Annotated in this window: 20 protein-coding genes; 4 read left to right on the top strand and 16 right to left on the bottom strand. The window is 71.2% G+C overall.

Features of this window, described 5'->3' with window-relative positions; genetic code table 11:
• Positions 1 to 67: 67 nt before the first annotated feature.
• Positions 68 to 2,683 (bottom strand): ABC transporter permease/substrate binding protein, encoded by a 2,616-nt coding sequence (locus ACFV5H_RS07055; protein WP_385193241.1) that lies wholly within the window; start codon positions 2,681 to 2,683, stop codon positions 68 to 70.
• Positions 2,676 to 3,767 (bottom strand): glycine betaine/L-proline ABC transporter ATP-binding protein, encoded by a 1,092-nt coding sequence (locus tag ACFV5H_RS07050; protein ID WP_385053631.1) that lies wholly within the window; start codon positions 3,765 to 3,767, stop codon positions 2,676 to 2,678. Before ACFV5H_RS07050 ends, ACFV5H_RS07055 begins: the two co-directional genes overlap by 8 nt.
• A 487-nt stretch (positions 3,768 to 4,254) precedes the next feature.
• Between ACFV5H_RS07050 and ACFV5H_RS07045 the strand changes: the two genes are divergently transcribed.
• The 4 genes from ACFV5H_RS07045 to ACFV5H_RS07030 all read left to right on the top strand — a co-directional run bounded on the left by ACFV5H_RS07045 (position 4,255) and on the right by ACFV5H_RS07030 (position 8,055).
• Complete coding sequence (locus ACFV5H_RS07045) at positions 4,255 to 5,184, top strand: 5'-3' exonuclease (RefSeq protein WP_344560719.1); 930 nt, start codon at positions 4,255 to 4,257, stop codon at positions 5,182 to 5,184.
• 105 nt (positions 5,185 to 5,289) lie between these two features.
• Positions 5,290 to 6,135 (top strand): siderophore-interacting protein, encoded by an 846-nt coding sequence (locus tag ACFV5H_RS07040; RefSeq protein ID WP_385053628.1) that lies wholly within the window; start codon positions 5,290 to 5,292, stop codon positions 6,133 to 6,135.
• A gap of 673 nt (positions 6,136 to 6,808) precedes the next feature.
• Positions 6,809 to 7,078 (top strand): hypothetical protein, encoded by a 270-nt coding sequence (locus tag ACFV5H_RS07035; protein ID WP_385053625.1) that lies wholly within the window; start codon positions 6,809 to 6,811, stop codon positions 7,076 to 7,078.
• 23 nt (positions 7,079 to 7,101) lie between these two features.
• The gene (locus ACFV5H_RS07030; protein WP_385053623.1) at positions 7,102 to 8,055 is read left to right on the top strand and encodes an RluA family pseudouridine synthase; all 954 of its coding nucleotides are present in this window, start codon (positions 7,102 to 7,104) and stop codon (positions 8,053 to 8,055) included.
• Here the strand turns inward: ACFV5H_RS07030 and ACFV5H_RS07025 are convergent.
• The 14 genes from ACFV5H_RS07025 to ACFV5H_RS06960 all read right to left on the bottom strand — a co-directional run bounded on the left by ACFV5H_RS07025 (position 8,049) and on the right by ACFV5H_RS06960 (position 21,853).
• The gene (locus ACFV5H_RS07025; RefSeq protein WP_385193239.1) at positions 8,049 to 9,566 is read right to left on the bottom strand and encodes a cytochrome P450; all 1,518 of its coding nucleotides are present in this window, start codon (positions 9,564 to 9,566) and stop codon (positions 8,049 to 8,051) included. The two genes, ACFV5H_RS07030 and ACFV5H_RS07025, sit on opposite strands and share 7 nt — an antisense overlap.
• A 53-nt stretch (positions 9,567 to 9,619) precedes the next feature.
• Positions 9,620 to 10,240: an ATP/GTP-binding protein gene (locus tag ACFV5H_RS07020; RefSeq protein ID WP_385053617.1), complete on the bottom strand. Its 621-nt coding sequence runs from the start codon at positions 10,238 to 10,240 to the stop codon at positions 9,620 to 9,622.
• Positions 10,221 to 10,631 carry a DUF742 domain-containing protein gene (locus ACFV5H_RS07015; RefSeq protein ID WP_385053614.1) on the bottom strand — a complete coding sequence of 137 codons (411 nt, stop codon included), beginning with the start codon at positions 10,629 to 10,631 and terminating at the stop codon, positions 10,221 to 10,223. Before ACFV5H_RS07015 ends, ACFV5H_RS07020 begins: the two co-directional genes overlap by 20 nt.
• Entirely contained in the window at positions 10,628 to 11,035 is a 408-nt protein-coding gene (locus ACFV5H_RS07010; RefSeq protein WP_385053612.1) for a roadblock/LC7 domain-containing protein, read from the bottom strand. The genes ACFV5H_RS07015 and ACFV5H_RS07010 overlap by 4 nt, the downstream gene beginning before the upstream one ends.
• Entirely contained in the window at positions 11,032 to 12,639 is a 1,608-nt protein-coding gene (locus tag ACFV5H_RS07005; protein WP_385193237.1) for a sensor histidine kinase, read from the bottom strand. The genes ACFV5H_RS07010 and ACFV5H_RS07005 overlap by 4 nt, the downstream gene beginning before the upstream one ends.
• 386 nt (positions 12,640 to 13,025) lie before the next feature.
• Positions 13,026 to 15,884, bottom strand: coding sequence for a DEAD/DEAH box helicase (locus ACFV5H_RS07000; RefSeq protein ID WP_385053608.1), 2,859 nt, complete (start codon positions 15,882 to 15,884; stop codon positions 13,026 to 13,028).
• Between the two features lie 7 nt (positions 15,885 to 15,891).
• Positions 15,892 to 16,782 (bottom strand): diacylglycerol kinase, encoded by an 891-nt coding sequence (locus tag ACFV5H_RS06995; protein ID WP_385053605.1) that lies wholly within the window; start codon positions 16,780 to 16,782, stop codon positions 15,892 to 15,894.
• Between the two features lie 31 nt (positions 16,783 to 16,813).
• Positions 16,814 to 17,683, bottom strand: a complete 870-nt coding sequence (gene tatC, locus ACFV5H_RS06990) for a twin-arginine translocase subunit TatC (protein WP_385053669.1) — start codon at positions 17,681 to 17,683, stop codon at positions 16,814 to 16,816.
• Positions 17,684 to 17,775: 92 nt separating this feature from the next.
• Positions 17,776 to 18,057, bottom strand: coding sequence for a Sec-independent protein translocase subunit TatA (tatA, locus tag ACFV5H_RS06985; RefSeq protein ID WP_385053602.1), 282 nt, complete (start codon positions 18,055 to 18,057; stop codon positions 17,776 to 17,778).
• 793 nt (positions 18,058 to 18,850) lie between these two features.
• The gene (locus tag ACFV5H_RS06980) at positions 18,851 to 19,045 is read right to left on the bottom strand and encodes a hypothetical protein (protein WP_385193235.1); all 195 of its coding nucleotides are present in this window, start codon (positions 19,043 to 19,045) and stop codon (positions 18,851 to 18,853) included.
• Between the two features lie 10 nt (positions 19,046 to 19,055).
• Complete coding sequence (locus ACFV5H_RS06975; RefSeq protein ID WP_385053596.1) at positions 19,056 to 19,349, bottom strand: hypothetical protein; 294 nt, start codon at positions 19,347 to 19,349, stop codon at positions 19,056 to 19,058.
• On the bottom strand, positions 19,346 to 20,386 hold the full coding sequence (locus ACFV5H_RS06970) for a helix-turn-helix transcriptional regulator (protein WP_385053593.1): 1,041 nt from the start codon (positions 20,384 to 20,386) through the stop codon (positions 19,346 to 19,348). The genes ACFV5H_RS06975 and ACFV5H_RS06970 overlap by 4 nt, the downstream gene beginning before the upstream one ends.
• Positions 20,387 to 20,404: 18 nt before the next feature.
• Complete coding sequence (locus ACFV5H_RS06965; RefSeq protein ID WP_073933651.1) at positions 20,405 to 21,358, bottom strand: YafY family protein; 954 nt, start codon at positions 21,356 to 21,358, stop codon at positions 20,405 to 20,407.
• Between the two features lie 123 nt (positions 21,359 to 21,481).
• Positions 21,482 to 21,853, bottom strand: coding sequence for an FKBP-type peptidyl-prolyl cis-trans isomerase (locus tag ACFV5H_RS06960; RefSeq protein ID WP_030835713.1), 372 nt, complete (start codon positions 21,851 to 21,853; stop codon positions 21,482 to 21,484).
• Positions 21,854 to 21,911: the final 58 nt, after the last annotated feature.

Below are 21,911 nucleotides of genomic sequence, written 5' to 3'. Positions count from 1 at the left end.
CGCGCCGTCGGGTGCGTGGCCGGGCCCGCCCCCCGGGCGGCCGGTACGGCGGTTGCCGCAGGATCGTCTACCGCGGGGTCATCCGCTCCACCATGTCCGGGTGCTCCTTCAGCCAGGCGGCGACGGCCTCCTCCTCGTGGCCCTGGCCGCGGTTCTTGATCTCGGCCTCCAGGCTGCCCAGCTCGTCCTCGCTCATATGGAAGCCCTTGATCCACTTCGTGAGCTCGGGGTACTGCTCGGGGAACTTCCTGCTCGCGATGGTGCGGATCGTGTTGCCCTCGCCGAAGGCCTTCTCGGGGTCCTTCAGCTTGGTCAGCTCGTACTCGCTGTAGGCCCAGTGCGGCGACCACAGGGTGACCGCGATCGGTTCCTTCTTGGCGAGGGCCCGCTTGAGCTCGGCCAGCATCGCCGGCGTGGAGCCGTCGACGACCTTGTACTCGTCCTCCAGGCCGTAGCCCGGCATGACCTCGTTCTTGAGCAGCTGCATCTCGCCGGTGCCGGGTTCGATGCCGATGATCCGCCCGTCGAACAGGTCGGCCTTGCCCTTGAGGTCCGCCAGGGACTCGACGTCCTTGACGTACGAGGGGACGGCGATCTCCAGCGAGGTGGGCTCGTACCAGGTGCCCAGGTCGGTGAGGTCGTCCTTGCTCTTGTCCCAGTAGTTCTTCTGCGCGTACGGCAGCCAGGCGTCGAAGTTGAGGTCGAGGTCACCGGAGGCGAGGCCGGTGTAGACCGGGCCGACCTCCATCTGCTTGAGGTTCAGCTCGTAGCCGCGCCGCTCCAGGACGTTCTTCCACAGGTAGGTGACGGCGATGTCCTCGTCCCAGGGGAACCAGGCCACGTCCAGCGGCCGCTTCGCCTCGGCGGGGGTGTCGCCGGAGCCGGACTCGACCGGGGCCAGCTTGTCGACCACGCCGGGGTTGGCCTTCAGCCAGGTGCGGACGGCGTCCTGCTGCTTGCCCTTGCCGGCCTTGTTGATCTCGGCTTCCAGGCCGGTGAGTTCCTTCTCGGTCATCGAGAAGTCCTTCAGCCACTTCCCGACGAGCGGGTTGTCACCGGCGAAGCCCTTGCGCGACACCGTGTGCACGCCGTCGCCCTTGCCCCAGCTTCCCTTGGGGTCCTTCAGCTTCTTCAGGTCGTAGTCGCTGTACGCCCAGTGCGGCGACCAGAGCGTGACGACGACCGGTTCCTTCTTGCTGTAGGCCCGCTTGAGCTCGGCCAGCATCGCCGGGGTGGAGCTGTCGACGACCTTGTACTCCTTGTCCAGGCCGTACTCCTTGAGGACCTTGCTCTTGAGCAGGCCCGTCATGCCGGCGCTGGACTCGATGCCGGTGATCTCCCCGTCGAAGAGGCCGGCCCTGCCCTTGAGGTCCTCCAGGCTGTCGACGTCCTTCATGTACGACGGGACGGTCAGCTCCAGTGACGTCTCGCCGTACCAGGAGCCGAGGTCGTCGAGCTGCTCGCCGTACTTCTTCCAGTACGCCTCGTGGGTGGTGGGCAGCCAGGCGTCCGTCTGGAAGTCGACGTTGCCCTGCGCGAGGGCGGTGTAGAGCGGGCCGGCCTCGAACTGCTCGGCCTCGACCTCGAAACCGCGCTGCTCCAGGATCTCCTTCCACAGGAAGGTGGAGGCGACGCCCTCGTCCCAGGGGATGTAGCCGATGGTGACCTTCTTGCCGTCGCCGACCTTCTCGCCGCCGGCGGTGGTGGTCTTGGAGCCGCTGCCGCCGAAGATCCCCATGCCGCCCGCGACCAGGGCGAGGACGACGACACCGATCACGGCGACCTGCGGCCGGGGCCGGTAGGACCAGATCTTCAGCCCCTGCGCGGAGCGTGCCTTGGCGGCGGCGCGCCGGCCGAGCGGGGAGACCTGGGTGCCGAGGGCACTGGTCATGCGGTCCAGGTAGATCGCCAGGACGACGATGGCGATGCCGGACTCGGCGCCGAGACCGATGTTGAGCTGCCCGATGGCCTCGATGACCGCGCCGCCGAGTCCGCCGGTGCCGACCATGCCGGCGATCGCGGCCATGGACAGGCCGAGCATGATGACCTGGTTGACGCCCGCCATCACCGTGGGCAGCGCCAGCGGAAGCTGCACCCGCAGCAGGGTGTTGCGGGGTGTGGTGCCGAACGCCTCGGCCGCCTCGACCAGTTCCTTGTCGACCTGGCGGATGCCCAGCTCGGTCATGCGCACGCCCGGGGCGAGCGCGAAGATCAGGGTGGCGACGATGCCCGGGGCGGAGCCGGTCCCGAAGAACAGGATCGCCGGGATGAGGTAGATCATCGCGGGCAGCGTCTGCATGAAGTCCAGGACCGGCCGGACCACGGCGCTGACCCGGTCCGAGCGGGCCGCCCAGATGCCCACCGGCACCGATATGACCAGCGCGATCACCGTGGCGACGATGACCAGCGCCAGCGTCACCATCGAGTCCTCCCACAACTCCATGGAGTCGAGGAAGGCGAAACCGAGGAAGGTGAGGACACCGGCGAAGGTGCCGCGCAGCCAGAAGGCGATGACCGCGAAGATGCCGCAGAGGATCAGCGGTTCGGGGGCCTGGAGGACGGCGTTGACACCGTCGTAGGCGCCGGTGAAGACGGCCTTGAAGAAGTCGAACAGCCAGCTGACGTTGGCGAGCAGCCAGTCGACGGCGCTGTTGACCCAGTCGCCGAGCGGAATCCTAGGCACGGGCCATCACCTTCTCGCCGCCCTTGTCGCGCGGGGTGTCGCAGACCCCGGGGTCGGACTCCTCGTCGCCGAGGAAGCCGACGAGGCGCTGCCGGGGCACGACCCCGACGAGTGCGCCCTCCTCGTCGAGCACCGCCACGGGGTGCGGTACGCGGGCACTGATCGCGCACAGGTCGGTGAACGGCGTGTCGGGCGTCGCGGTCTCGCAGCCGCAGTCGGCCTCGTCGCCGCGGACCCCGCGGTCCATCACGGCGCCGGCGGTGAGCACGCGGGAACGGTCGACGTCCTGGGTGAAGGAGGCGACGTAGTCGTTGGCGGGGCGGATCAGGATGTCCTGCGCGGTGCCGATCTGCACGATGCGGCCGTCGCGCATCACCGCGATCCGGTCGCCCAGGCGCATGGCCTCGTTGAGGTCGTGGGTGATGAAGACGATCGTCTTCTTCAGGGTCTTCTGCAGTTCGAGGAGCTGGTCCTGCATGTCGCGGCGGATCAGCGGGTCGAGGGCGCTGAAGGACTCGTCCATCAGCAGCAGGTCGGCGTCGGTGGCGAGCGCGCGGGCGAGACCCACGCGCTGCTGCATGCCGCCCGACAGCTCGTCCGGCCACGACTTCTCCCAGCCGGCCAGGCCGCACAGGGCGAGCGCCTCGTCGGCGCGGCGTTCGCGCTCGGCGCGGGGCACGCCCTGCACTTCGAGACCGTAGGCGGCGTTGTCGCGGACGCTGCGGTGCGGGAACAGCGCGAAGTGCTGGAAGACCATGCTGATCTTCTTGGAGCGGACCCGGCGCAGTTCCCGGTCGGGCAGCGCGGTCAGGTCCTGGCCGTCGAAGCGCACGTGTCCGGCGGTGGGCTCCAGCAGGCCGTTCAGCATGCGCAGCAGAGTGGACTTTCCGGAGCCCGACAGGCCCATGACGACGAAGATCTCGCCCGGCTCCACCGTGAACGAGGCGTCGATGACGGCGGCGGTGGTGCCGTCGGAGCGCAGCTCCTCCCGGTCGGCTTTCTTCTGGCGCAGTCGTTCGACCGCCTGGTCCGGTCGTCTGCCGAACACCTTGAACAGATGCTCGGCCTCAAGCCTGGATGACACGCGTACCTCTTGTCTCGACGGCAAATGGCAGAAGCGATGCCCGGCGGACGGCTCACGCGGCCCCAAAACAGTTGAATCTGTAACCGGCATCGCTCCGTGGCCGCGCCTCCCCGGTTTTGCACAGGGCAAACGTTTTCGTGTGATGCCTCACACATGTAGCGCAGAGCGCAACTCGTTGCATACTGCGCGCAAACCGCGGGCAATCGTGCCGCATGCCCCGCCCTCCGCGGGCAGTCGTGCCTCCCCCAGCGCCTCAAGGGCCTGGGAGGTGCCCCCAGGGCGATGGGGGTCCCCCCGTTCGAGCGAGGCCGAGAGTGAGGGAGGGTGGGCGGTGGGGCACCTCCCGCTCAGGGGGGTCCCTCCCGCTCGAGCGAAGCCGGGAGCGGGGGAGAAGCCGGGAGCGGGGGAGGCGCCCCGCAAACGCCGGGCTGCGAGGACACCCCCGGCCCACACCGACGCACCCGTACTGTCAGCGACGTACGGCATGATGCGGTCCGTGACCGGACGACTCATGCTCCTAGACACCGCTTCCCTGTACTTCCGCGCCTACTTCGGCGTCCCGGACTCCGTCAGGGCCCCGGACGGCACCCCGGTGAACGCCGTGCGCGGACTGCTCGACTTCATCGACCGCCTGGTCAAGGACCACCGCCCCGACCACCTGGTCGCCTGCATGGACGCCGACTGGCGCCCGAAGTGGCGGGTGGAGCTGATCCCCTCCTACAAGGCGCACCGCGTCGCCGAGGAGCGCGCGGCGGGCCCGGACGAGGAGGAGGTGCCCGACACGCTGTCCCCGCAGGTGCCGGTCATCGAGAGCGTGCTCGACGCGGTGGGCATCGCGCGGGTGGGGGTCGCCGGGTACGAGGCGGACGACGTGATCGGCACGTTCACCGGCCGGGCCGGCGGACCGGTCGACATCGTCACCGGTGACCGCGATCTCTACCAGCTGGTGGACGACGCGCGCGGGGTGCGTGTGCTGTATCCGCTGAAGGGCGTCGGCACGCTCCAGGTCACCGACGAGGCCGTGCTGCGCGAGAAGTATGGGGTGGACGGCAGGGGGTACGCGGATCTGGCGCTGCTGCGCGGCGATCCGAGCGACGGTCTGCCGGGCGTGCCGGGCATCGGGGAGAAGACGGCGGCCAAGCTGCTGGACGGGTTCGGCGACCTGGCCGGCATCCTGGCGGCCGTGGACGACCCGCGGGCCAAGCTCACGCCGTCGCAGCGCAAGCGTCTGGACGAGGCGCGGCCGTATCTCGCGGTCGCCCCCAAGGTCGTCCGGGTCGCGGACGACGTTCCGCTCCCGGACGTCGACACGGCGCTGCCGCACGGGCCGCGCGACCCGGCCGGGGTGGAGTCCCTGGCCGCCCGCTGGGGTCTGGGCGGCTCGCTGCAGCGCCTGCTGACGACCCTCTCGGCGTGAGCCGCACACATCGCTGAACCGGACGGGGTGTCCGCCGACGAGGCGTCGGCCGGGATCGAGGTGCTAACTTAGGTAACCCTAACTGTGACAGCTGGGAGGCTCCTCATGGCAGAGCGACCGGTACGCGCACCACGCGCGCCGCACACCGCCGAGGTCGTCCGCACCGAGCGGCTGACCCCGCACATGCAGCGTGTGGTGCTCGGTGGTGAGGGGCTCTCCGATTTCTCGGCGGACACCTGCACCGATCACTACGTCAAGCTGCTGTTCCCGGCCGCGGGGGCGGCGTACCCGGAGCCCTTCGACCTCCAGCGCATCCGTGAGGAGTTCCCGCGCGAGCAGTGGCCGGTGACCCGGACGTACACGGTGCGCCAGTGGGACGCCGAGCACCGTGAGCTGACCCTGGACTTCGTGGTCCACGGCGACGAGGGCCTGGCCGGCCCCTGGGCGGCGAACGTCCGGCCGGGCGAGGTCGTCCGGTTCATGGGTCCCGGCGGCGCCTACGCGCCCGACCCGGCCGCCGACTGGCATCTGCTCGTCGGTGACGAGAGCGCGCTGCCCGCGATCGCCCGCTCGCTCGAGGCGCTGCCGCACGGCGCCAGGGCGTTCGCCTTCGTGGAGATCTCCGACCCCGACGAGGAGCAGAAGATCGACTCCGATGTGGAGGTCCGCTGGCTGCACCGCGGCGGCCGGCCCGTCGGCGAGGCCCTGGTGGAGGCGGTCCGGGGCCTCGACTTCCCGGAGGGCCGGGTGCACGCCTTCGTCCACGGCGAGGCCCACTTCGTGAAGGAGCTGCGCCGTCTGCTGCGGGTCGAGCGCGGCATTCCGCGTGAGGACCTGTCGATCTCCGGTTACTGGCGCCTCGGCCACAACGAGGACGGCTGGCAGGCCTCCAAGCGCGACTGGAACGCCCGCGTCGAGGCCGAGCAGGAAGGCACGGAGACCTCCGCCTGACCTCTCCGCGCCCGCAGTGCCGGCCCTGTGGGGGCGTGTGCAGCGCCTACGGCCGGTGGGTGGGTCGGGGCCGCGCCGGGGGTGTCCGTCCTCGGACCGGCGCGGATCACGTTTCTCGGAGGGGCACGGGGCGCGGACGCGCCGGCCACCGCGGGCGGCCACCCCCGCCCCGTCCCCTCCCCGCCGTACGCGGCTGCCCACCGCCGCTTCCGCCGTCTTCCGCGGACAGCCGTGCCGCACGCCCCGCCCTCCGCGGGCAGTCATGCCGCACACCCCGCCCTCCGCGGGCAGTCGTGCCTCCCCCAGTGCCTTAAGGGCCTGGGAGGTACCCCCAGGGCGGCACGGGTGGGCGGTGGGGGTACCTCCCGCTCGAGCGAAGCCGAGAGTGGGGGAGGCACCCCGCAAGCGCCGGGTCGCGCAACCCCACCCCCGGCCCACACCAACGCCGGGCACCCCATGAAGTGCCAGGCTGTGAAGCACCCCTGCCCACACCCACGCCGGGGCCCCCGGAAAGCGCACCGGGCCGCGCAACCCCACCGACGCGGGGCACCCCACAAAGCACCGGGACGCCCCCGCCCAGGCGGGCTGATCAGGTGAACCGTGGCCCGTCGGACCGGGACCGGCGGCGTGGCGAGCCGGCCGAAGGCGCGGCACTGCCCCAGGATCCGGCCGCGTGGCACACACCTTCGACGAGCTCGTGGCCAAGCAGCGCGCGGCAGACGAGGCACACTCCCGGGTCCGGCAACTGCGGGACGCCTACGGCCCACCCACCCGGACCAAGTGGAGCGGGCGCCAGACCGCCACCTGGGAGACCGCCTGGCGGGCCTGGCGCGACCTCGCCCGTGACGTCCGCCTCGCGGTGACCGAGTACGCCCGGACCGAGGGCCGACCGCTGCACGAGATCGAGGCGGAGCTGAAACGGGCGACCGGAAACCACGACTGAGCGGCCCCGTACGCTTGCCCGGTGTGAGACGCAGACGGCCGATCCCGCCCTCCCCCCTGCCGCAGCGCGACGGTGTGGACCCGGTACGGATCCGGCTGCCCGCCGGGGAACAGTGGGCCACGGTACGGGAGCACCTGGCGCAGCGGCTCTCGGCCGCCGGCCCCGGAGTCGTGGACGGGATGTTCGCCGCGGGCCTGATCGTCGGGGCGGACGGACGGTCCGTACCGGCGGACACCCCGTACGCACCCGGCATGTTCGTGTGGTTCCACCGTGAGCTGCCCGCCGAGGTACCGGTGCCGTTCCCACTGGAGGTCGTCCACCGGGACGAGCACATCGTCGTCGTCGACAAGCCCCACTTCCTGGCCACCACCCCGCGCGGCAGCCACGTCGCCCAGACCGCGCTCGCCCGGCTCCGCCGTGAGCTGGGCGTCCCGGAGCTGGGCGCCGCGCACCGCCTGGACCGGCTCACCGCGGGCCTGGTGCTGTTCACGGTACGGCCCGAGGAGCGCGGGGCCTACCAGACGCTGTTCCGCGACCGGCTGGTGCACAAGGAGTACGAGGCCGTCGCCCCGTACGACCCGGCACTGGACCTGCCCCGGACCGTACGCAGCCGGATCGTGAAGGAGCGCGGGGTACTGACCGCCGAAGAGGTCGAGGGCGAGCCGAACGCGGTCACCCGCGTCGAACTCGCCGCCCACCGGGCCGACGGCCTCGGCCGGTACCGGCTGGTGCCCGGCACCGGACAGACCCATCAGCTGCGGGTGCACATGAACGCCCTGGGCGTGCCGATCCTCGGCGATCCGCTGTATCCCGAGGTGGCCGCCCCCGTCCCGGCCGGTGACTTCCGGCGTCCGCTGCAACTGCTGGCACGGAAGCTGGAGTTCACCGATCCGATGACGGGCGTGGAGCACCGGTTCACCAGCGGCCGGACGCTCGCGGCATGGTCCTCGTACGAGGACTGGGCGGCCGGTCAGTAACCGCGCCACCAGCGCAGGAAGCGCTGCCAGGCGCCCCGCGGCGGGGCGGTTTCGGTCACCGGCGGCGGCACCGGCACGGGATGCGGCACGGGCGGCTCGACGCTCGGCTCGGGCGCCAGCGGAGACACAGAGGACACGGGGGCCGCCGGCCGGTTCACGCCGATGTGCCAGTCCTGCTGCGGGGGTACGTCGTTCTCATGGCTGGGCCGCAGCAGCACGTCCTGCTGCGGCCGGGGCGTGAAGTGGACGGGCAGCTCCACGAGATGCCGCGAGGCGATGGACTCGGTGAAGGCCAACTGCTCCTCAGGGATGCTCAGTTCGACGTCGGGCAGCCGCATGAGCAGCGCGTCGACGCCGACTTCGGCGACCACGCGGCCGATGTCCTGGCCGGGGCACTCGTGTGTGCCGCCGCCGAAGGCGAGGTGCGAGCGGTTGCCCTGCATGTCGGCGGTCGGGTCGGGGCGCACGCGGGGGTCGACGTTGGCCGGCGCGGGCGCGAAGATCAGTCCGTCACCCTTGCGGATGCGTTGCCCGCCGAGCTCCGTGTCCTGCTTGGCGAAGTAGGCGAAGATGGTGCTGAACGGCGGTTCGTCCCAGAGCAGTTGCTCCACCGCCTGGGGCACGGTCATCTGGCCGCCGTTGAGCTGGGAGCGGAAGCGCGGGTCGATCAGCACCTGGCGCAGCACGTTGGCGAGGAGGTTGGCGATGGCCTCGTAGGCGGCGATGAGCACCACCCGGAGGTGCTGGGCGACCTCCTCGTCGGTCAGTCCGGCCGGGTGTTTGACGAGGTGGCCGGTGAAGTCGTCCAGCGGCTGGGCCCGGCTGCGGGCCGTGAGGCGTTCCAGGGCCTCCATGACGTAGGCGTTGCTGGCGATCGCGGTCTCGGTGCCCCTGATCATGTCGCGGGCGGCCTCGACCATCCGGTCGTCGTACTCGTCGGGCATGCCGAGGACCTGGCACATCACGGCCATCGGCAGGTGTTCGGCGTACTGGCCGACCAGCTCGGCCTCGCCCGCCTCGCAGAACCGGTTGACGACGCGCTGGACGCTGCGGTTGACGTGCCGACGCAGACCGCGGAAGTCGGTGGCCGCCACGGCGGCGTCGATGGCTCCGCGCAGCCGCCGGTGTTCGTCGCCCTCGGCGTGGGCGCACATCGGCTGCCAGGCGATGTGCGGCATCAGCGGATGGTCGGGCTTGACCAGTCCTTCCGCGAGCGCGGACCAGATACGGCTGTCCTTGCAGTACTGCGCGGGGGTGCGCACCAGTTGCTGGCTCTCGGCGTGGCCGAGGACCACCCACACCGGTACGTCGTCGTGGATCAGCGCGGGCGCCACCGGACCGTGTTCGGCCCGCATTTCCTCGTACAGCTTCTTCAGGTCCTCCGACTCGTGCAGCCGGCTCAGTCCGCCGGGGCCCTTGCCGTGCGCGGGGCAGCCGGGGGGCGGGCCGGGCCGGGGGGCGTCCGTTCCGGTCGGGGAGTCTCCCGTCAGGGAGGTGGGTTCAGGCGTCACAGTGGTCGCTCCGAAGGGGGAAACGGGTTCCGGTGCGGGAGGGATCCCGGGGGTCAGGTGAGCGAGCCCGTCATGGCGAGCGAGTGCAGGAACCGCATCAGGGTCATCAGCACGTCGCGGCTGGAGGCGCGGCGTCGTACATCGCACTCCATGATCGGGATCTGCTCGGACAGGTCGAGGGCGGACCGCAGGTCCGCGACGGGGTAACGCGGTGCGTCCGGGAAGGAGTTGACCGCGACGACGAACGGCACACCGCGCTCCTCCAGCCGTCCCATGACGTCGAAGCTGACTTCGAGGCGGCGGGTGTCGACCAGTACGACCGCGCCGAGCGCCCCCTCGAACAGCCCGTTCCACAGGAACCAGAAGCGCTCCTGGCCGGGGGTGCCGAACAGGTACAGCACCAGCTGGTCCGTGATCTTGATGCGGCCGAAGTCCATGGCGACCGTGGTGGCCGTCTTGGACGCGGAACCGAAGTTGTCGTCGACCCCGATGCCGGCCTGCGTCATGGTCTCCTCGGTGGTCAGCGGTTTGATCTCACTGACCGAGCCGACCATGGTCGTCTTGCCGACCCCGAATCCGCCCACGATCACGATCTTCACCGCGGCCTGTGCCGTGTGCGGCAACTGGTCCTCGGCGCGGGGGCCCGGGATGGTCTCAGAGCCTTTGAAGTCCATGCATCACCGCTTCGAGAAGGGAACGGTCGGGCAGCGCCTTGCGGACGATCGGGAAGCGCGCCTGGACCAGTTCCGCCGCCAGCATCTCGGTGAGCAGCCTGGTCACCACGCTGAACGGCAGGTTGAGATAGGCCGACAGTTCGGCCACGGACAGGGGGGCGGCACAGAGCCGGAGCAGCGCCGCCTGCTCGGGGGTGGCGGAGGGCGGGGGGTCCGGGGAGCCGGCCACGATCAGCGTGACGAGATCGATGTCGGCACGTTCACCGTCCGGTCCGGTGACGACGTACAGCCGCTCCGGGTTGCCGCCCTCGCCCTCCTTCCCGGCCGGTCCGGCCGGCTGCGGAGGAGGGCTGTCCTGGGGGAAGCGCCTCTGGCGTTGCGGAGGAGTCATACGGTCTGCCCGTTCCGTCGGGGCGGACTGGTCAGATGGGCGCCGATGCGGACGACGAGGTCGCGCATCATGCCGCCCATGCGGCCCGGCTCGCAGGTCATGTCGGAGAGCACCGCGAGATAGGCGTTGGCGCCGGCCGCCATCAGATAGAAGTAGCCCTCGTCGATCTCGATGAGCACCATCTTCATCTCACCGTTGCCGTAAGGGAGTTCCTGGGCGACGGCCCCGGCGAGGCTCTGTACGCCCGCACAGGCCGCGGCGACCCGGTCGGCGGCGTCCGGCTCGCCGCCGTAGCGGGCGATGCGCAGGCCGTCGGCGGAGAGCACCACGATCATCTCGACGCCGGGTACGCCGTCGGCGAGCTCCTTGAGCATCCAGTCGAAGTTGGCTCGTTGCTGGATCACTTGAGGTCCCCCTCGTCATCGGCCTCGGTGCGGGCCGGTTCGTTGATGAGATGCAGGTAGGCGGTCGGGTTCCGGGTGAAGTCGGTGGTGGGGACACCTGGGTCGAGGCCCTTGCGCATGCCCTCCCAGAAGGCGTCGACCCACAGCCCGGGTTCGCGGCCGTCCTGCTTCTTCTCGGGCTCGGGCCTGGCCCAGATGTCGTGGTACTCCTCGCCCCGCTCCTTGGCCTCCCGCTCGGCCCGTTCGGCGGCCGCCTGCTCGGCGTACCGCTGGGTGATCGGGGTCTTCACCCGGCTGCGGCGCTGCGGCAGTCCGCCCGCGGTCCACTCGGTGACCTCCGGGACGTCGTCCTCCATGGAGACGGTGGCGGGGATGCGGGGGCTGGTGGGGCGGCGCTTCTTGGGGGTGCGCTCGGGGCCGGGCAGGGCGTCGACCGGGCGGGGCACGGAGGTCGCCCCGATGCCGTGGGCGAGGCCCACGCCGGGCTCGTCGGTGATCATCTCGCTGGGTACGACGAGGACGGCGCGGACGCCGCCGTAGGCGGAGGCGCGCAGCGAGACCTGCATGTTGAACGCGGTGCAGAGGCGGCCGACGACGGCGAGGCCGAGGCGCGGGTTGCCGCCGATCTCCTGGAGGTCGGTGCCCTTCTGGGCCTGTTCGAGGATGCCCTCGATGCGGGCGCGGGCCTGCTCGTCGAGGCTGACGCCGGCGTCCTCGATCTCGATGGCGACGCCGGTCTGCACCTCGGTGGCGGTGACGCTCACCTTGGAGGTCGGCGGCGAGTAGCGGGTGGCGTTGTCGAGGATCTCGGCGGCGGCGTGGATGACCGGCTCGACGTGGATGCCCTTGATGTTGATCTTGGCGATCGACTTCAGGTCGATGCGGCGGTACTCGAGGATGCGGGACATGGCGCCGCGCAGCACGCTGTAGAGCGCGACGGGCTTGGGCCACTGGCGTCCGGGACGGCCGCCGCCGAGGACGGAGATGGAGTCGGCGAGGCGGCCGATCAGCGCGGTGCCGTGGTCGATGCGCAGCAGGTCGTCGAAGACCTCGGGGTTGCGGCCGTGGTCCTCCTCCATCTCGCGGAGTTCCTTGGCCTGCTGGTGGACGATCGCCTGGACGCGGCGGGCGATGCTGACGAAGGAGCGCTGGGCGGAGTCGCGCAGCTTCTCCTCGTCGTCGATGATCTTGAGCATCGTCCGCAGCATCTGGAGCTGGTACTCCGGCAGGTCGCGCCAGGCCGGGTTGAGCCGGGGCAGGTCGCGCAGCACCTCATGGGGGTCGTTCCCGCTGTGCAGGTGGTTCAGGGCCGCGGGGACGACCTGGCGGATGAAGTGGTCCGTCTCCGTGTCGTGGGCGGCGATCCGGGACTCCAGGTACGCACGGTGACGGTCGTGCTCGGCCCGCGCCTCGCGCAGGATCCGGCCGCGGCGCACCGCCTCGGCCGCGGCGGCGGTCACCAGCAGGGTCGCGACGGCGCCGCACACGCCGACGGCGATCCGGGCGGGCTCCGTCACCAGGGCGACGGCGGCTCCGGTCGCCGCGGCCATCACTATGGCCGGCAACAACAGCACACGCGTGTAGGGAAGTTGGACACTCGCCATGTGAGCCCTCTGAAACGAATCGACTGACGGTCGGGGAACGTACACATAAGGGAACAAGCGCACGAATTCATCTCAACCCGGTGCGCTGCGGGCGAGCTTAGCCCGACAGGATCATCGCCATGTCATATTCGGCGAGTGCCGGAAATGACCCCTGGGACAGGAGTACGCTCGGGTCGTTTACACGCTGCGCGGCTGTTCGAACACAGTACGTCACCGTGCTCAGGCGTACGAAAACCACTCACCGTCACGAGTGAGGGAGCGCCCCGGGCTCCTTGATCCTGTCCACGGAACCTGGCGGTGACGCACCCCGATGAAGGCGCACGGAAGGCGGAAGCCCGGCGCGCACGGGGCGCACCGGGCTTCCGCGATGCCCTGGGCCGGGCGGTTCAGCCCACGGACGAGTAGGCGACCACGCCGCGCAGCAGTCCGTCGACCGCCTTGCGGGCGTTCCTGGCGACCGTCGAACCCTCGGCGGCCGGCGCGGCGGCCGAGATCTGGCCGAGCACGTCGATGACCTGCTTGCACCAGCGCACGAAGTCACCGGCCGGCATCTCCGCCTCGCGCAGCACCTCGTCCAGGCCCTTGCCGGACGCCCACATGTAGGCGGCCCAGGCGAAGCCGAGGTCGGGCTCGCGCTGGCCCACGCCCTCCGTCTGGCTGATCCGGAAGTCCTCCTCCAGGGCGTCCAGCCGGCCCCAGATGCGGACCATCTCGCCGAGCGCCGCCTTCGCCCTGCCCGACGGCAGTTTGGGCGCCATCGCGTCGTCGGCGACCCGGGCCTCGTACACCAACGCCGACACGCACGCGGCGAGTTCGGCGGGGGCGAGCCCCTCCCAGACGCCCTCGCGCAGGCATTCGCTGGCCAGCAGGTCCAGTTCGCCGTACAGCCGGGCCAGCCGCTTGCCGTGCTCGGTGACCTCGTCGCCGCGCAGGTAGTCCATCTCGGTCAGCAGCGCGACGATCCGGTCGAAGGTGCGGGCGATGGTGTTCGTCCGGCCCTCGATGCGGCGCTCCAGCTGCGAGGTGTCGCGCAGCAGCCGGTGGTAGCGCTCGGCCCAGCGGGCGTGGTCCTCACGGTCCTGGCAGCCGTGGCACGGGTGCGCCCGCAGCGCCTTGCGCAGCCGCGCGATCTCCCGGTCGTCGGCCGCCTGGGAGCGCTTCTTGCGGTGCCGGTCCGGGGTGATGTGCCCGGCCTTGGTACGCAGCGCGGAGGCGAGGTCCCGGCGGGACTGCGGGGAACGGGCGTTGAAGGACTTGGGGATCCGCATCCGCTCCAGCGCCTCCACCGGCACCGGGAAGTCGATCGACGCCAGCCGCTTCACCTGCCGCTCCGCGGTCAGCACCAGCGGGCGCGGGCCGTCGGCGTACTCGTGACCGCGGTGGCCGTTGGAACGGCCCGCCGGCAGTCCCGGGTCGAGGACCAGCGCCAGCCCCGCGTACTTTCCGGTGGGTACGTGGATGATGTCACCGGGCTTGAGCTTCTCCAGCGCGACGGCGGCCTCCGCACGGCGCTGGGAGGCGCCCTGCCGGGCCAGCTCGTTCTCGCGGTCCTTCAGCTCCCGGCGCAGCCGCGCGTACTCGTCGAAGTCGCCGAGGTGGCAGGTCATGGACTCCTTGTAGCCCTCGAGACCCTCCTCGTTGCGCTGCACCTGCCGGGAGATGCCCACGACCGACTTGTCCGCCTGGAACTGCGCGAAGGACGTCTCGAGCAGCTCGCGCGAGCGGTGCCGGCCGAACTGCTCGACCAGGTTGACCGCCATGTTGTACGACGGCCTGAAGCTGGACCGCAGCGGATACGTGCGCGTGCCGGCCAGTCCCGCCAGGTGGTCGGGGTTCATGGCGCGCTGCCACAGCACGACCGCGTGGCCCTCGACGTCGATGCCGCGCCGGCCGGCCCGGCCGGTCAGCTGGGTGTACTCACCGGGGGTGATGTCGGCGTGCTGCTCGCCGTTCCACTTGACGAGCTTCTCCAGGACCACCGAGCGGGCGGGCATGTTGATGCCCAGCGCGAGGGTCTCGGTCGCGAACACGGCCTTCACCAGACCGCGCACGAACAGCTCCTCGACGACCTCCTTGAACGTCGGCAGCATGCCCGCGTGATGGGCCGCGATGCCGCGCTCCAGGCCCTCCAGCCACTCGTAGTAGCCCAGGACGTGCAGGTCCTCGGCCGGGATGGAGGCCGTGCGCTCCTCGACCAGGGAGCGGACCGCGGCCCGCGCCTCCTCGTCGTTGAGCCTGAGGCCCGCGTACAGGCACTGCTGGACGGCGGCCTCGCAGGCGGCGCGGCTGAAGATGAAGGTGATGGCGGGCAGCAGGCCCTCGGCGTCGAGCCGCTCTATGACCTCCGGCCGGCTCGGCGTCCACACGCGCGAGCGCTGTCTGCGTTCCCGCTCCCGGTCGGCCTCGCGCATGTTGCCCCGCCCGCGCTTGCGGTCGCCCCAGGACGGGCGGCTCGCCTCCAGGCGGGCCATGCGCGTGAGGTCCGGGTTGACGGCCTTCTTGCGGCCCTCCCCCTCCTCGAACAGGTCGTATATCCGACGGCCCGCCAGCACGTGCTGGAACAGCGGCACGGGCCGGTGCTCGGAGACGATCACCTGGGTGTCGCCGCGGACGGTGTCCAGCCAGTCGCCGAACTCCTCCGCGTTCGACACCGTCGCCGAGAGTGACACCAGGGTCACCGACTCGGGGAGGTGGATGATCACTTCCTCCCAGACGGCGCCGCGGAAGCGGTCGGAGAGGTAGTGCACCTCGTCCATCACCACGTAGCCGAGGCCGAGGAGGGTCTGCGACCCGGCGTACAGCATGTTCCGCAGCACCTCGGTGGTCATCACGACCACCGGGGCGTCGGAGTTGACGCTGTTGTCGCCGGTGAGCAGGCCCACCTTCTCCGTGCCGTAGCGGCGGCACAGGTCGGCGTACTTCTGGTTCGACAGGGCCTTGATGGGTGTCGTGTAGAAGCACTTCTTGCCCTGCTGGAGGGCGAGGTGGACGGCGAACTCGCCGACGATCGTCTTGCCGGAGCCGGTGGGCGCGGCGACCAGCACGCCCTTCCCCGCTTCGAGCGCCTGGCAGGCCTCGATCTGGAAGGGGTCGAGGCCGAAGTCGTACATCTCGCGGAAGGAGGCGAGCGAGGTGGCCTGCTCGGCGACGCGCCTGCGTGCCGCCGCGTACCGCTCGGCCGGTGAGAGGTCCTCTGTCATCGTGCTTTCGAGCGTACCGGGCCGCACCGACAACAGGACGATCATTATCCGTTCAGGGGCCCACGACCCGCAACGCGCCCGGCACACAGCGCGCGGTGAGCGGCAGCGGCCCCACCGGCTCCCCGTCCGCGTACCCGGTGACCTCCTCGGCGGCCAGCTCCACGCTCGCCGCCCGCAGCACGGTGATCGCGGGATGGCCGACGTGCGTCCCCCGGTACACCCTCGGGAACACACGCAGCAGCGTGGCCCGGCTGCACTCGCCGACCACCGTGATGTCGAACAGCCCGTCGGTGAGGTCCGCTCCGGGGCAGATCCGCATGCCGCCGCCGTACGACGGCCCGTTGCCGACGGCCACCAGTGTCGCCTCGACCTCGCGGACCTCGCCGCCGTCGAGGGTGATCCGGTAGGGCAGCGGGCGGAAGGCGGCCAGCTCGGCGACCATCGCGACGTCGTACTTCAGGCGTCCCAGGGGCAGCCGCATCCGGTTGCCGCGGTCGTTGACCCGGGAGTCGAAGCCGGAGGCGAGTACGGCGCCGAACCAGCGGTCGCCGATCCGGCCGAGGTCGATGTCGCGGACCCGGCCGCACTTGAGGGCGTCGGCGATCATCCGGCCGGCCGCGGCCGGTTCCCGCAGGGGCATGCCGAGGGCGCGGGCGAAGTCGTTGCCGGTTCCCGCGGCGACCAGGCCGAAGGGGGTGCCGGTGCCGACGACGGCCTGCAGGGCGAGGTTCGCCATGCCGTCGCCGCCGACGGCGATCAGGGCGCCGGTGCCCTCCTCGACGGCGGCGCGCGCCCGGTCCAGGGCGTCCCGCGGGTCGTCGCCGAGCACGGTCCGCACCGAGAAACCGGCGTCCCGGAACGCGGAAGCGGCCGGCCGCGCCGCGCGGGCGCCCCGGCCGCGGCCCGCGGTGGGGTTGACGAAGAGGGTGATCTCGCTGGTCACGGGGATGACCCTATGAGCTGCGAGGCGCTCCTCAGGTCACGTCGTCATAACCGTTGACCCGGTCCTTGGACGCCTGCTCGGGCAGGGCGGCCACGGGCTCCACCGGATCGATGGACTCCGGGGTGAGGTCCAGCTCGGAGGCCTCGTCGTCGGCGGGGCCGTCGGACTCCTTGCGGGCCCGCCGTTTGTCGTTGAGCAGCGAGAGCGCCACAGCGACGAAGTAGAGGACGACGATGGGTCCGGAGAGCGCGATCATCCCCACCGGGTCGGTGGTGGGCGTCGCGACCGCGCCGAAGACGAAGACGCCCATGACGACACCGCGCCACCAGCCGGCCATGCGACGGCCGGAGACGATGCCGACCAGGTTCAGCATGATGAGCAGCAGGGGGAGCTCGAAGGCCAGGCCGAAGACCAGCACCATCCTGATGGTGAAGTCGAGGACCTCGTCGAGCGAGAGGATGTTGGCCGATCCCCCGGGGGTGAGGCTGAGCAGCACCTTGATGCTGACGGGGAGGATGACGTACGACAGGTAGGCGCCGCCGACGAACAACGGAACCGCGGCCGAGACGAAGTAGTAGGTGTACTTCTTCTCGTGCTTGTGCAGCCCGGGAGCGATGAAGGCCCAGAGCTGGTAGAGCCACACAGGGCTGGAGACGATCAGGCCGGCCATGAGGCTCACCTTGATCGTCGTAGTGAACGGCGACGTCAGCGTGTTGAAGGAGACGATGGCGCAGTTACCACCGTCGCTGTTCGCCAGGTCCTCGCATTTGGGCACCGGCTCCGCGAGGAACTGCATGAGCTGCTCGCTGTAGAACGCGGCCACGATCATCACCACGACGATCGCGACGACGGCCTTGGCGAGCCGGTTGCGCAACTCACGCAGGTGTTCCACGAGGGGCATCCGCCCCTCGGGATCCCTCTCCTGCTTGCGGGCAGACTTGAGCAACCCACGTTCCCATCTCGTGCGGCGGGCCGGGTTTCACCGGCCCTGCGTCAGCGCTTGGTCGTGTCCGTCGGCTCCGTGACCGGGCGGGAGCTGGTCACGTCGCCGGGAGCGGCCTGGATGGTGCGCTGCGCCGGGGGCTGCTCGTCGGTGGCCGGCGGGTCGGCGGGGGCGGCGGACTTGTTGTCGTCCTTCATCGCCTTGGCCTCGCTCTTGAGGATGCGGGCGGACTTGCCGAGCGACCGCGCCATGTCCGGGAGCTTCTTCGCGCCGAACAGCAGGATGATGACGACGAGGATCAGAATGATCTCGGTGGGTCCGAGCCGTCCCATAAGTCTTTACCTTCTCACCGAGGCGGGTGGGTGGGTGGCTGTCCGACCGGTCGGACATGCGTCCGAACGACGGTGCTGACAGCGATCGTAACGCTCAGGGGTAAACGTCCGGCAATCCCCGTGCGTACTCCCGTCCGCGGTCCGGGCCTCGTTCTCCGGGCCGCGATCAGCAGCGTACCTGCCGGGACCCGCACGGTGACAGGGCGAACCGGACGCGACCGCCGCCGTGCCACACCCCGGACCCGCACATCCAGGACCTGCCCGGCCAGGGCCTGCCCGCCGCCAACCACCGAAACGATTCACCTGAAACCCGGAGACGCCGCAGCCGAAGCCCCTCCGGCGGGCCCGGCGGCACGGGGCCACACCCCTGGGGCCGACCGGTCCCACGAAGGAACCACAGCCCGCCGACAGTCGGGCACGCGACGATTCACATCCCTCCACCCGCCGGAACACAACACTCCGGCGAACAGGCGCACGACGGCTCGCAGCCCTCCGGCCGACGGTCACCCGAGGACCCGAAGCCCACGGCGAGGCACCGCGGGCCTCCTGCCGACGGATACGCCACGGACCACAACGCCCCAGCAGCCGGGCGCCAGGTTCCGCGAGCCTCCTGCCGACGGAGACACGAAGGACCGTCAAGCCCCGACAGCCGGGCACGCCACGGACCGCAGCCCTCCCCGGCGGCCAGGCGCCAGGCACCGCGGGTCTCCTGCCGACGGAGACGCGACGGGAGGCCGGGCTTCGGGGTGCCCGGGGGACGACCGTGCCGGCCGTGTCGGCACACCCAGTGGCGTCAGAGGGCCTCGGCGGAGCGGGCCGTGCTGGTCGCCGCGTGTTCCAGGTCCTCCGCGGCGCGGCTGATGCGGCGGGCCGAGTCCGTGACCTGCCTGCCGAGCCGTTCCGCCTCGACGAAGACCTTGACGGCGAGCACCCCGAGCACCAGTAGACCCAGGAACCCCACGGCAATCGCGAACATCGGCCAGAACATGAGGGCGAGCCTAGACGGTCGAGTGGAGCCGCAGCGTCCGGACCCCGCCACCGGTGAGCAGCTCCACGATCCGCTCCCCCGCCGGCTTGCGGACGGCCGCCCCGCACTCGGGGCAGGTGAAGGAGTAGAACGTGGTACGGCTGCTGGCGCCGATGGCCAGGCGCAGCGCGCTCGCGGCCAGCTCGAAGCGCTCCCGGCAGTCCGGGCAGCCCGCCCGGAACCTCACCGGGGCCACGCTTCTCATCCCCGCGAACGCGGACGCCGCCGTCATGGTCCGCGCACCGGACGTCGCCGACTCGCTCAAAGCCCTCGCTCCTGCCTGTCGTCCTGTCCGTGCGGCCCCGGTCGTCCGGCCGCCTCGACCCCGTCGTACGCCGCGAGCGCCTCACGGGCAGCCTGCCGGGCGCTGTCGGCCAGCGCGTGCGGCTCGACGATGCGGCCGTCGCGGCCGAGCCGCAGGGCCAGCCGTCTGAGCGAGGCCGGGTCGGGCGTGCGCAGAGTGATACGCAGCCCGCCGTCGGGAAGCTCGTCCGCGCTGTCGTGCGGGTAGTACTCGGCGACCCAGCGACCGCCCGGCCCGACCTCGACCACGACCTCGGGGTCCTCGGCCGCCGGCTGCACCAGCGCCTCCGACAGGTCCCGCAGCTCGACCTCGGGCGGTGCGGACGGCTCGTCGAGGATGCGGATCTCGGCGACCCGGTCGAGCCGGAAGGTGCGGCGCGCCTCGGAGCGCCGGCACCAGGCCTCGACATACGTGTGCCCGACGCTGACCAGGCGGATGGGGTCGATCTCCCGCTCGGTGACCTCGTCGCGCGCGGGCGAGTAGTAGCGGATCCACAGTCTGCGGCGCTCGGCGATGGCCCGGTCGACGTCCGCGAAGACGCCGCCCTCGGACTCGAAGGTCACCGACAGCCGGGCGCTGGCGCCGGCCGCCTCGCCGGCCGCGGTCTCCACCTTCGCGGTGGCCCGCAGCAGCGCCTGCCGGTCACCCTCGCGCAGCCCCGGCAGCGTGGCCACGGCACGGGCGGCGACCAGCAGCGCGGTGGCCTCGTCGGCGGCGAGCCGCAGCGGCTCGGCCGCCTCCGCGCCGAGGGCGGCCGGGTTGTGCCACCAGATGCGCTCGCCGTCGGTGTCGATGTCCAGCAGATCGCCGCCGCGGAAGCTGGTGCCGCACATGGGCAGCACATCGAGGTCGGAGACCAGCTCGTCCTCGGTGATCCCGAAGGCGCGCGCCACGTCCTCGATCCGCGCGCCGGGACGCTCCCGCAGATACGTCACCAGGGAGAGCATCCGCCGGGTCTGGTCGATGGCGTTCACGGGCCTGACCGGTTTGCCTGCCACGTTCTTGTCCGCTCCCCCTCAGCCCTTGGCCACGGCACGCAGCCGGTCCATCACGTCGGCCCGCAGCTCGGCGGGCTCCAGGACCACCACGTCCGGTCCGAACTCCACCAGCCAGGCGTCCAGGCCGTGCCCGTACGGAATCTCCAACTCGTCCCAGCCGTCGCCGAGTTCCCGCACCACGGTGGCCTTCGCCCGAAGGGGGTAACCGGCGTCGGAGCGCAGCCGGATCCGCGCCGAGCGGTCGGCGGTCTCCCCGGCCCAGCTCGCCACGGTCTCCCGCACGGTGACGACGTCCGGCACCGGGACGGTGAACCGGCCGCTGCGCGAGCGCACCTTCCCGGTGATCCGGGAGAGCCGGAAGACCCGCTCGGCGCCCCGGTCGCGGTCCCAGCCGGCCAGGTACCAGTGGCCGCGCCAGCACTCCAGCGCCCATGGTTCGACGTGCCGCTGTCCGGGCTGGGCGGCGTTGGCCTTGCGGTAGTCGAAGACGACCGGCCGGCGGTCGCGGCAGGCCAGCATCAGCGGCTCGAACGCGGCCTCGTGCACCGGGATGCGCGGCTCCAGCGCGCCATGGGCGCCGTACGGGTCGACGTCCTCGGGGAGGCCGGCCGCACGCAGCTTCTGCAGGGCGCCGCTGGCCGCTCCGGCGAGCCGGGCCTGCTGCCACACCTTGGCGGCGAGCCCGAGGGCGGCGGCCTCCTCGGCGTCGAGGGTGATGGGCGGCAGCCGGTTGCTGTCGCGGCGGGCCAGATAGCCGACCTCGCCGTCGAGGTTCTCCACGGTCTCGATGACCAGTCCGAGTTCGCGCAGGTCGTCCTTGTCGCGCTCGAACATGCGGTTGAAGGAGTCGTCGGAGCCCGCTTCGAGATAGGCCTCGATCGACTCGCGCAGCTCACGCTTGCTGAGGGGCCGGCGCGTCCCGAGCAGACACAGCGCCAGATTCATCAGCCGCTCGGCCTTGGCAATGGCCATCGACCCGCTTCGCCTCCCTATGGTGCTTACGACCGATGACCGTACCGCCCCGAGGTGGCGCGGTAAAAGCCGAGGGCCCATGCCCGGACAGGCATGGGCCCCGGATGATCGGCCTCGGTCGGATCAGACGCCGAGCAGGTCGACCACGAAGATCAGGGTCTCACCGGGCTTGATCGCCGGGGTGGGGCTCTGGTTGCCGTAGGCGAGGTGGGCGGGGATGGTCAGCTGACGACGGCCGCCGACCTTCATGCCCTGCACGCCCTGGTCCCAGCCCTTGATGACCCGGCCGCCGCCCAGCGGGAAGCGGAAGGGGGTGCCGCGGTTCCAGCTGGCGTCGAACTCCTCGCCCGTGCTGAAGGCCACGCCGACGTAGTGCACGGTGACGGTCTGGCCCGCCTGCGCCACCTCGCCGTCGCCCTCCCAGATGTCCTTGATCTCGAGGTCCGCCGGGGGCTCGCCGCCCGGGAAGTCGATCTCGGGCTTGTCGATGCTCACGTCTAACGCTCCTGCTTGTCTGCGGAAAGGCGAACACGCACAGTCTTACATCCCCACG

Origin of the sequence: Streptomyces sp. NPDC059787, from assembly GCF_042732315.1 — a bacterium.
GTDB classification, from domain to species: domain Bacteria; phylum Actinomycetota; class Actinomycetes; order Streptomycetales; family Streptomycetaceae; genus Streptomyces; species Streptomyces atrovirens.
This window is presented reverse-complemented; position numbering and strand designations above follow the sequence as displayed.

Excerpts from the sequence above, each read along its gene's own strand:
- ACFV5H_RS07045 (WP_344560719.1), top strand. The coding sequence starts at position 4,255 with ATGCGGTCCGTGACCGGACGACTCATGCTCCTAGACACCGCTTCCCTG.
- ACFV5H_RS07040 (WP_385053628.1), top strand. The coding sequence starts at position 5,290 with ATGGCAGAGCGACCGGTACGCGCACCACGCGCGCCGCACACCGCCGAG.
- ACFV5H_RS07020 (WP_385053617.1), bottom strand. The coding sequence starts at position 10,240 with ATGGACTTCAAAGGCTCTGAGACCATCCCGGGCCCCCGCGCCGAGGAC.
- ACFV5H_RS07015 (WP_385053614.1), bottom strand. The coding sequence starts at position 10,631 with ATGACTCCTCCGCAACGCCAGAGGCGCTTCCCCCAGGACAGCCCTCCT.
- ACFV5H_RS07005 (WP_385193237.1), bottom strand. The coding sequence starts at position 12,639 with ATGGCGAGTGTCCAACTTCCCTACACGCGTGTGCTGTTGTTGCCGGCC.
- ACFV5H_RS07000 (WP_385053608.1), bottom strand. The coding sequence starts at position 15,884 with ATGATCGTCCTGTTGTCGGTGCGGCCCGGTACGCTCGAAAGCACGATG.
- tatC (WP_385053669.1), bottom strand. The coding sequence starts at position 17,683 with ATGCCCCTCGTGGAACACCTGCGTGAGTTGCGCAACCGGCTCGCCAAG.
- tatA (WP_385053602.1), bottom strand. The coding sequence starts at position 18,057 with ATGGGACGGCTCGGACCCACCGAGATCATTCTGATCCTCGTCGTCATC.
- ACFV5H_RS06980 (WP_385193235.1), bottom strand. The coding sequence starts at position 19,045 with ATGTTCTGGCCGATGTTCGCGATTGCCGTGGGGTTCCTGGGTCTACTG.
- ACFV5H_RS06965 (WP_073933651.1), bottom strand. The coding sequence starts at position 21,358 with ATGGCCATTGCCAAGGCCGAGCGGCTGATGAATCTGGCGCTGTGTCTG.